Raw genomic sequence first — 9690 nt, forward strand, 5'->3', positions numbered from 1 at the left:
GATCAGATCACCTTCGCTTCGTTTTTCAGTTTCTCGACCAGTTCAGCCACCGACTTGACCTTGATGCCCGCGCTGCGTGCTGCCGGCGCTTCAACCTTGACGGTCTTGTTGGTGGAGGCGGTAGAAACGCCCAAAGCATCCGGAGTCAGCACTTCAAGAGGCTTCTTCTTGGCTTTCATGATGTTTGGCAGAGACGCATAGCGCGGCTCGTTCAAACGTAGGTCGGTGGTGACGATGGCCGGCAGTTTCAGGGAAACCGTCTGCGCGCCACCGTCGATTTCACGGGTCACCGCGACGCTGTCGCCGTTCACTTCGACTTTCGAAGCGAAGGTGCCCTGGCCGTAACCGGTCAGTGCGGCCAGCATCTGGCCCGTCTGGTTGTTGTCGCTGTCGATGGCTTGTTTGCCGAGGATCACCAACTGAGGCTGTTCCTTGTCGACAACGGCCTTGAGCAGCTTGGCAACCGCCAGGGAGGTCAGCTCTTCGGCGGATTCGACCAGGATTGCGCGGTCGGCACCCAGGGCCAAAGCGGTACGCAGCTGCTCTTGGGCAGTGGTCGGACCGATGGACACCACGACGATTTCAGTCGCAACACCTTTCTCTTTCAGGCGTACGGCTTCTTCCACAGCGATTTCGCAGAAAGGGTTCATCGACATCTTGACGTTAGCAAGGTCGACGCCGGAATTGTCCGCCTTGACGCGAACTTTCACGTTGTAATCGACAACGCGTTTGACAGCTACAAGAACCTTCATGGATTCCTCGTTACTCTCCGGTGAAAAGAAAGTCGCCTAGGCGAACCTGGCGGTTGATGCTCATCGGCACACAAGGGCACCTCCAAAGACTTCGGCAGTGGCTTTGCACACGGGAAGTGACGACCGTTCGTCAGTGGTGACTGAGAGGTCATTCTTTATCGCGGCGTGTAAACTGCGCCCCTGTGTGCGGGTACGCGTCACATTTTTACCTTCGGCCGGCCTTTGGACGTGCTCTTGAAACCTGCAGTCTGCCTACGGGAAGCGCAAAACCGACCGTATCTTGACCGGAACGCCTATTCTGGTCAATACGGCAAAATGGTCAGTCATAAGCCCCGTTGCTTTGATTTACCTAGGCTGCAGGCAATTCAAACAAACGTTTGTATTGGACGCTGCCAGTGGTCTATATATAATGCGCCACCTAGAGAGACAGGTGGGTGCTGCCGTTGAGCAGAACCCCGCCGAACCTCCACCCATTAGAAAAAAAAGCCTGTTGAGCCTTGAGTAGGAGATAGCCTGTGGAACGCGAATACATGGAATTCGACGTGGTCATCGTCGGCGCTGGCCCGGCTGGCCTGTCTGCCGCCTGCCGCCTAAAGCAGAAGGCCGCCGAAGCCGGTAAGGAAATCAGCGTCTGCGTGGTCGAGAAAGGCTCCGAAGTCGGCGCCCACATCCTCTCCGGTGCCGTGTTCGAACCCCGGGCCCTGAACGAACTGTTCCCGGACTGGAAAGAGCTCGGCGCCCCGCTCAACACGCCGGTGGTGCGTGACGACATCTACGTACTGCGCAGCAGCGATACCTCCACCAAGGTTCCCGACTTCTTTGTGCCCAAGACCATGCACAACGAAGGCAACTACATCATTTCCCTGGGCAACCTGTGCCGCTGGCTGGCCCAGCAGGCCGAGAACCTGGGCGTGGAAGTCTACCCAGGCTTCGCCGCCCAGGAAGCGCTCTTCGACGAGAACGGCGTGGTGCGCGGGATCATCACCGGCGACCTCGGTGTCGACCGTGAAGGCAAGCCCAAGGAAGGCGTATACACCCCGGGCATGGAATTGCGTGGCAAGTACACGCTGTTTGCCGAAGGCTGCCGCGGCCATATCGGCAAGCAGTTGATCCAGCGTTTCAACCTGGACAGCGACGCCGACGCCCAGCACTACGGCATCGGCCTGAAGGAAATCTGGGAAATCGACCCGGCCAAGCATCAGCCAGGCCTGGTGGTGCACACCGCCGGTTGGCCGCTGGATATCATGAGCGCCGAAAACACCGGTGGTTCGTTCCTCTATCACCTGGAAAACAATCAGGTAGTGGTCGGCCTGATCGTCGACCTGTCCTATAGCAACACCTTCCTGTCGCCCTTCGATGAGTTCCAGCGCCTCAAGCACCACCCGGTGCTGGCCCAGTACCTGGAAGGCGGCAAGCGCGTCAGCTACGGCGCCCGCGCCATCTGCAAAGGTGGCCTGAACTCGCTGCCCAAAATGGTCTTCAAGGGCGGTGCGCTGATCGGTTGCGACCTCGGCACCCTGAACTTCGCCAAGATCAAGGGCAGCCACACCGCGATGAAGTCCGGCATGCTCGCCGCCGATGCGGTTGCTGATCGTCTGTTTGCCGAATCCGAAGGCGGTGACGAGCTGACCGCGTATGTCGACGGCTTCAAAGCCAGCTGGCTGTATGAGGAACTGTTCGCCACCCGTAACTTCGGCCCGGCGATGCACAAGTTCGGCCCGATCATCGGCGCCGGCTTCAACTGGTTCGACCAGAACATCCTCGGCGGCAAGATGCCGTTCACCCTGCACGACACCAAGCCGGACTATGCCTGCCTCAAGCTGGCCAAAGACTGCAAGAAAATCGACTACCCCAAACCCGACGGCAAGTTGAGCTTCGACAAACTGAGCTCGGTGTTCATCTCCGGTACCAACCACGAAGAGGAGCAGCCTTGCCACTTGAAGTTGAAAGACCCGAGCATCCCGATCGGCACCAACCTGCCGCTCTACGATGAACCGGCGCAGCGCTACTGCCCGGCCGGCGTGTATGAAGTGATCACCAAGGAAGACGGCGAGAAGCGCTTCCAGATCAACGCCCAGAACTGCGTGCACTGCAAGACCTGTGACATCAAGGACCCTTCGCAGAACATCACCTGGGTGACACCGGAAGGTGCGGGCGGGCCAACTTACCCGAATATGTAAGCCACTGAGGCTCCCAATTGGGAGCCTTTTTTATGGCCAACATCAATCCAAATGTGGGAGGGTGGTTTGGCCTGAAATGCTACGCAGCGCGCTCTTCACCAGGGTTACGCAGGAAATAGCGCTTGTACTCGCGACTGAACTGCGACGTGCTCTGATACCCCACGCTATGCGCCGCCTGCGCCACACTCATGCCGTCTATCAGCAACAATTGCTGGGCCTTCAACAACCGCAGGCGCTTGAGGTACTGCACCGGCGACAACAAGGTGCAGCGCTTGAAATGCTCATGAAAGGTCGAGGCACTCATATGGGCATAACCGGCCAACGTCTCGATATTCAACGGCTCGGCGTAATGGGCATGCAGGTGGTTCAATGACGTGGCGATTCGCGAAAACTGCCCCTGCTGTTCCACCAACGCACGCAACACATCCGCCTGGGGCCCACGCAACGCGGTGAACAACAATTCGCGTACCCGCGCCGGGCCCATGATCCGGCTTTCCAGCGGATCGTGCAGGCACTGCAACAGCCGCTCCACGCAGCCGCGCATGGCATCGTCCAGCACCACCGAACTCATCGACTCCAAGGTCTGCGCCGTCGGCGGTGGTCCGCCCTGCATGCCCATGGCAATGACCAACTCCCCCAGCACCACCCGATCGATACCCACCGTCACGCCCAACAGCGGCGCGCCAGGCGCCATGGCAAAGGTCTCGCACTCGAACGGCACCGGCATCGCCTGGACCAGGTAATGCCCGGCGCCATACTCCAGCGTTCTCGGGCCGAGGTAGGCAACCTTGCTGCCTTGGGCCACGAACATCAGGCTTGGCTCGTAGATCTGCGGCCCACGCGCCACGTCGCAACTGGCGCGCAGCACCTGCACGCCGGGCAGGTTGGTCGGGGAGAAACCGTCGCGGGGCGCGAGCCCTTCAATCAGGGACACCAGCGTGGCGTTGGCGTCGAGATGGCGGGTCAACAACATGGCAAAAAACTTCGTGAACAAGGGATGAGAGCATCATCGCAGGTCTGACGGCGAATACATCCAAAGCAATGCCAGTCCCGGACGAATAGGCATGAGACTCGGAGCATTTGCCATGTTCGCGCCCATGACCCAAGCGCAGAATGCGCCGCCTCCCCAGTCCAAGCTTTAGCGAGGTTTACCATGTACACCGCCATCGGTTATGCCGCCCAGTCGGCCACCACTCCCCTCGCCCCCATGTCGTTTGAACGCCGCAGCCCGCGCGTCGATGACGTGGCCATCGAGATCCTCTACTGCGGCGTGTGCCACTCCGACATCCACCAGGCACGCAACGAGTGGGGCATCGCCGTTTACCCGCTGATGCCGGGCCATGAGATTGTCGGCAAGGTCACCGCTGTCGGCACCAATGTGACCGCACATAAAGTCGGCGATCTGGTCGGCGTCGGTTGCATGGTCGACTCGTGCCGCCACTGCGAAGCCTGTCAGTCAGACCTCGAGCAATACTGCCTCGAAGGCCCGACCATGACCTACGCCACCCCGGACCGTGTGGATGGCAGCAACACCATGGGTGGTTACTCCGACAGCATCGTGGTCAGCGAGCACTTCGTGGTGAAAATCCCGGCCAAGCTTGACCTGGCCAGCGCCGCGCCGATCCTGTGCGCGGGCATCACCACCTACTCGCCGCTCAAGCACTACGGCGTGAAGGCCGGCGATAAAGTCGGGGTTCTCGGCATGGGTGGCCTGGGCCACATGGGTATCAAGTTTGCCAAGGCCATGGGCGCCGAAGTCACGCTGTTCACCCGCTCCGCCAGCAAGGCCGAGGAAGGCCGTCGCCAGGGCGCCGACCATGTGATCGTGTCCACCGATGCCGAGCAGATGAAAGCCGCTGCCGGGCACTTCGACTTCCTGCTGGACACCATCCCGGTGCAACACGACCTGAACCCCTACCTCGATGTACTGCGCTTTGACGGTGTGCATATCCTGGTCGGCCTGATCGAGCCGGTGGACCCGCCCGTCAATGCCGCAAAGTTGGTGCTGGGCCGTAAAGTACTGGCCGGTTCGCTGATCGGCGGTATTGCCGAAACCCAGGAAGTCCTGGATTTCTGCGCCGAGCACAACATCACCTGCGACATCGAAATGCTCGACATCCGCCAGATCAACGAGGCTTACGCACGCATGATCGCGGGTGACGTGAAGTACCGCTTTGTCATCGACATGGCGAGCCTGAAAGCCTGATCAGGCTTTCGCGCCCAACTCCGCTGACAGCCGGGCTGCGACCTGTTTGATCACAGGGATCAGCTCGGCCATTTTTTCCAGCGGCATGTAGGGCACGGTACTGGCGATGCTGATGCCGGCGACTATACGCCCGCTGGCATCACGCACCGGCGCGGCCACACAGCGGATCGATGGCTCGTTATCTTCGAGATCGAAGGCATAGCCACCCGCCACATATTCACCCATGCGCTGCTTGAATTGCGCCCAGGATTGCTCCGGGTGCTGCGGCCATTGCAGGTTTTTGCCTGCCGCCGGCAAGCTGACTTCGTAGAGGCGCTGCCACTCCTGCGGCGAATCATCCAACAACAACGCCTTGCCGATGCCGGTGCGCGCCAGCGGCATGCGATGACCGACCCGCGAGCGCATCTCCGGGCCATTGCGACCGGGGTTCTTGTGCAGGTAAAGCACGTCGTCGTATTCACGAATCGCCAGATGGATGGTGTCGCCCGTCAAGGCCGACAGCTCGTCCAGATACGGCACCGCCAGGCTCACCAATGGCAGCTCTTCGCGGGCCTGGAAGCCCAGCTCGATCAGCTTTGGCCCCAACAGGTAGCCGACCTGCGGCACCACGCGCAGGTAACGCTCATCCACCAGGCAACTGGCTAGGCGATGCGTGGTGCTGCGGGTGGTGCCGATGCGCCGGGCGATCTCCTTGAGATCCCGCGCACCGGCCGCCACCGCTTGCACCACGCCCAGGCCACGCAGCAGGGTCTGGGTGCCGGTGGGGGCGGCGTCTTTGACGGGGGTGTGGGCGTTTTCCTGCATATCCGGGCCTATAAATAAAAAAGCGGGGGCATTATGGCAAATACCGCCCTTCAATACAGAGCAGATCCAAATGTGGGAGGGGCGGTGCGACGATTCGACTTGCTCCCGATAGCGGTGGGTCAGTTACAGATTTTCTATCTGATACACCGCTATCGGGAGCAAGCCCCCTCCCACATTGAGTCCTCACCTGGCATAACTCAGCGCTGCTTCATGCGGTCGATGATCACCGCCAGCAGCAGGATCGAGCCGCGAATCACGTACTGGTAAAAGGTGTCGATGTTTTTAAGGTTCATCGCGTTCTCGATGATCGCCAGGATCAGCACACCCGCAATCACGTGGCGGATCATGCCGATGCCGCCACTCAGCGATACCCCGCCCAGTACGCACGCAGAGATCACCGTCAATTCGAAGCCCTGGCCGATCATCGGCTGGCCGGAGGTCATGCGCGAGGCGAGGATCACCCCGGCCAGTGCACCGATCAAACCGTGCACGGCAAAGATAATGATCTTGGTGCGGTCAACATTCACACCTGCCAATAGCGCAGCTTCCTGGTTGCCACCAATGGCCATGGTGTTGCGCCCATAGCTGGTGTAGTTGAGCAGCCAGCCGAAGAATACAAAGCACAGCACGGTGATGATAATCGGCACCGGCACGCCCAGCAGCTGGCCGTTGCCGAACACAAAGAAGCCTTCGTCCATCACCCCCACCGCCTTGCCGTTGGAGAAGATGTAGGCCAGGCCGCGTACGATTTGCATGGTCGCCAGCGTCGCAATCAGTGCATTGATGCGCAGCTTGGCAATCACAATGCCGTTGATCAGCCCTACCACCAGGCCCATGGCCAGAGCCGCCGACACGCCGAGTGCCACACTGTCGGTGTCGCGGATCACAATCCCCGCCACTACGCCGGCGCAGGCGATCACCGAGCCCACCGACAAATCGAAATGCCCCGAGGCCAGGCAGAACAGCATGGTGCACGCGGCGATGCCCACGGTGGAAATTGCCAGGCCAAGGCCGCGCATGTTCAGCGGCGAAAGGAAGTTGTCGATAAACACCGCGCTGAGCACAAAGATGCCCAACGCCGCTAACAGCATCACCCAGTCATCGAGAAATTTGCGCTGGTTGAATGCCGGCCAGAAGCCCTTTGCAGTTTTTACCTGAGTCATAGCCAAACCCTCTTATTCTTCAAGCCCGCGAACGCGGGAGTGCCAGTTGCAACAGGCGCGCTTCATCCGCCTGCGCGCGGGGCAGTTCACCGGTCAAGGCGCCTTCACTCATCGCGAGGATACGGTCGGCAATGCCCATCACTTCCATCAGGTCACTGGACACCACGATCACCGCAATGCCGCTCGCCGCCAGGTTATGGATAATCTGGTAGATCTCTGACTTGGCGCCGATATCGATGCCACGGGTGGGTTCGTCCAGCAGCAGCACTTTCATCGGCATCGACAGCCAGCGACCCAGAATGGCCTTCTGCTGGTTGCCGCCNCGAGCATGGCATCCTGCTGATCATCGATGAAATCCAGTCAGGCTTTGGTAGCGCCGATATCGATGCCACGGGTGGGTTCGTCCAGCAGCAGCACTTTCATCGGCATCGACAGCCAGCGACCCAGAATGGCCTTCTGCTGGTTGCCGCCGGAGAGGTACAGGATCTTCTGCGCGGCGTTCGGGGTTTTGACCCGCATCGCCTGAATCTGCCGCTCCGCGTTGCCCTTCTCCCAGCCGTCGCGCAACAGCCAGCCAAAGGTGGAATGCGCCGCGCGGGCACTGATGTTGATGTTTTCGGCGACGCTGGCCAGCGGGATGATGCCTTCCTTCTTGCGGTCCTCCGGGCACAGCAACACGCCAGCGGCGATGGCGTCGCGGGGTGAGCGCAACTGCAGCGCTTGCCCGCACAGCTCCAGGCTGCCGGCGCTGGCGCGCTCCAGGCCGCTGAGCAAACGAAACAGCTCGGTGCGCCCCGCGCCCACCAGCCCGAACAGGCCCAGGATCTCGCCCTTGCGCACCTGGAAACTGATCGGCTCACGCAGCCCCGGGCCGAGCAGGCCGTCGACCTTGAGCGCCACCTCGCCCTGCTCCCGCGGGCGGTAGTCGTAGATGTCCTGGATATCGCGGCCGACCATGCAGGTCACCAACTGGTCGTGGGTCAGGGTGCTCATGTCTTCGAAGGTGCGCACATAGCGACCGTCCTTGAACACCGTCACCGCATCGCAGATACGGAACACTTCTTCCATGCGGTGCGACACGTAGAGCACCACTTTGCCCTCGTCACGCAGGCGCGCGATGATCGCCATCAGCCGGTCGATTTCCCGTGCCGACAAGCTGCTGGTGGGTTCATCGAAGGCGATCACGTTGGCGCCACGGGACAGCGCCTTGGCGATTTCCACCAGTTGGCGCTGGCCCAGGGACAGGCGCCCAAGCTTCTCGTCGGGGTCGATCTCATCGGCCAGGCCCTTSAGRCACGTCAGCGCCTGCTGGCGCAGCAGRGCGCGATTGACCACGCCCAGGCGCGTCGGCAAGTGCCCSAGGAACAGGTTCTCGGCGACGCTCATTTCCGGCACCAGGTGCAGTTCCTGGTGGATCACCGCGACGCCGCTGGCGATGCTGTCGGCGGCATTTTTGAACGCCATGACCTGCGYGCCGATCTGCACGCTGCCGCTGCTGGGAATGTARGCGCCGCCGAGGATTTTCAGCAGCGTCGACTTGCCCGCACCGTTCTCGCCCATCARGGCRTGCACCTGCCCSGGGTGGGCGGTGAARCTGATGCCGTCCARCGCCTTGACCCCGGGAAAGGTTTTGCCGATCGCGTCGAAACGCAGGGCCGCAGCGGTCATTTCCACAGCCCGATCTTGGTCAGTTCTTCCTTGAAGTTCTCGCGGGTGATCAGGGTGACTTCGTCCATGGCGGTGTACTTCGGTGGTTCAGTGCCTTTGGTGACCCACTCGTACATCATCAGCGCGGTGTTATAGCCCTCGATGTGCGGGCTCGGCAGCATGGAGCCGAAGAAACCGCTGTCGGCTTTCTTCAATTCGCCGATGGCGTCGGTACCATTGATGCCGATGCCGATCACGTTGGCGGCCTTGAAGCCGGCGCTTTCAGTGGCGCGCACGCCGCCGAGCACGGTGTTGTCGTTCATGCCGCCGATGATCAGGTTTTTAGCGCCGCCGGGCAGCTTGACCAGGGCCGAGTTGGTGGCGTCCATGCTGCCAGGCACGTCAAGAGTCTTGAGGGCAGCGGTGAGGATGTGATCCTTGGGGATGCCGGCTTCYTCCAGGGAYTTGATCGAGCCGTCAGTGCGCTTTTTACCGGTATCGAGCTCGTTGAAGGTGTTGATCACCGCGTAAGTGTCCTTCCAGTCCCAACCGCGTTTCTTCGCCTCGGCGGCCATGGCGGCGCCCTGCTTCTGGCCCACTTCGAAGGCGGCCATGCCCARGTACGGCACGTCCTCCATGAAGTTGCCCTTGGCATCGACAAAGCGRTCATCCACGGCCATCACTTTCAGGCCATTGACCTTGGCCTTGGCGACGATGGCCGGGCCCAGGGACACGTCCGGCGGGCAGATCACAAAGCCCTTGGCGCCGTTGGCGGCCAGGCTGTCGATGGCCGAGAGGGTTTTCTCGCCGTCGGGCACGGCGATCTTGATCACGGTGAAACCGTGTTCCTTGCCGGCTTTTTCGGCGAAGGCCCATTCTGTTTGAAACCAGGGTTCTTCGGCCTGCTTGACCAGAAAGCCGATCTTCACTTCTTCAGC

The 9690-nt window shown here is 60.9% G+C and carries 7 protein-coding genes and 2 pseudogenes; 2 read left to right on the top strand and 7 right to left on the bottom strand.

Going from position 1 to position 9690, the window contains the following annotated elements; translation table 11 throughout:
* Positions 1 to 2: 2 nt before the first annotated feature.
* Positions 3 to 752, bottom strand: a complete 750-nt coding sequence (locus tag ASD70_RS03715; protein WP_015885405.1) for an electron transfer flavoprotein subunit beta/FixA family protein — start codon at positions 750 to 752, stop codon at positions 3 to 5.
* A gap of 515 nt (positions 753 to 1267) precedes the next feature.
* Between ASD70_RS03715 and ASD70_RS03720 the strand changes: the two genes are divergently transcribed.
* A complete protein-coding gene (locus ASD70_RS03720) occupies positions 1268 to 2932 on the top strand; it encodes an electron transfer flavoprotein-ubiquinone oxidoreductase (protein WP_043047184.1) in 1665 nt (554 codons plus the stop codon).
* Between the two features lie 79 nt (positions 2933 to 3011).
* Here the strand turns inward: ASD70_RS03720 and ASD70_RS03725 are convergent, their stop codons facing one another.
* Positions 3012 to 3905 (bottom strand): AraC family transcriptional regulator, encoded by an 894-nt coding sequence (locus ASD70_RS03725; RefSeq protein ID WP_046069129.1) that lies wholly within the window; start codon positions 3903 to 3905, stop codon positions 3012 to 3014.
* A 180-nt stretch (positions 3906 to 4085) separates the two neighbouring features.
* Between ASD70_RS03725 and ASD70_RS03730 the strand changes: the two genes are divergently transcribed.
* Positions 4086 to 5138 (top strand): NAD(P)-dependent alcohol dehydrogenase, encoded by a 1053-nt coding sequence (locus tag ASD70_RS03730; RefSeq protein ID WP_046069130.1) that lies wholly within the window; start codon positions 4086 to 4088, stop codon positions 5136 to 5138.
* Here the strand turns inward: ASD70_RS03730 and ASD70_RS03735 are convergent, their stop codons facing one another.
* The 5 genes and pseudogenes from ASD70_RS03735 to ASD70_RS03755 all read right to left on the bottom strand — a co-directional run.
* Positions 5139 to 5942: an IclR family transcriptional regulator gene (locus ASD70_RS03735; RefSeq protein WP_046069131.1), complete on the bottom strand. Its 804-nt coding sequence runs from the start codon at positions 5940 to 5942 to the stop codon at positions 5139 to 5141.
* 197 nt (positions 5943 to 6139) lie between these two features.
* Positions 6140 to 7105, bottom strand: a complete 966-nt coding sequence (araH, locus tag ASD70_RS03740; RefSeq protein ID WP_056845682.1) for an L-arabinose ABC transporter permease AraH — start codon at positions 7103 to 7105, stop codon at positions 6140 to 6142.
* A 19-nt stretch (positions 7106 to 7124) separates the two neighbouring features.
* Positions 7125 to 7427, bottom strand: a pseudogene (locus ASD70_RS03745) (hypothetical protein); the annotation flags it as partial.
* A gap of 50 nt (positions 7428 to 7477) precedes the next feature.
* Positions 7478 to 8773: pseudogene (araG, locus tag ASD70_RS03750) on the bottom strand (L-arabinose ABC transporter ATP-binding protein AraG); the annotation flags it as partial.
* A partial coding sequence (locus ASD70_RS03755) for a substrate-binding domain-containing protein (RefSeq protein WP_056845684.1) occupies positions 8770 to 9690 on the bottom strand: 921 nt, incomplete at its 5' end. The gene ASD70_RS03755 and the pseudogene araG, both read right to left, overlap by 4 nt.

It is taken from the genome of Pseudomonas sp. Root569, assembly GCF_001427465.1.
GTDB classification, from domain to species: domain Bacteria; phylum Pseudomonadota; class Gammaproteobacteria; order Pseudomonadales; family Pseudomonadaceae; genus Aquipseudomonas; species Aquipseudomonas synxantha.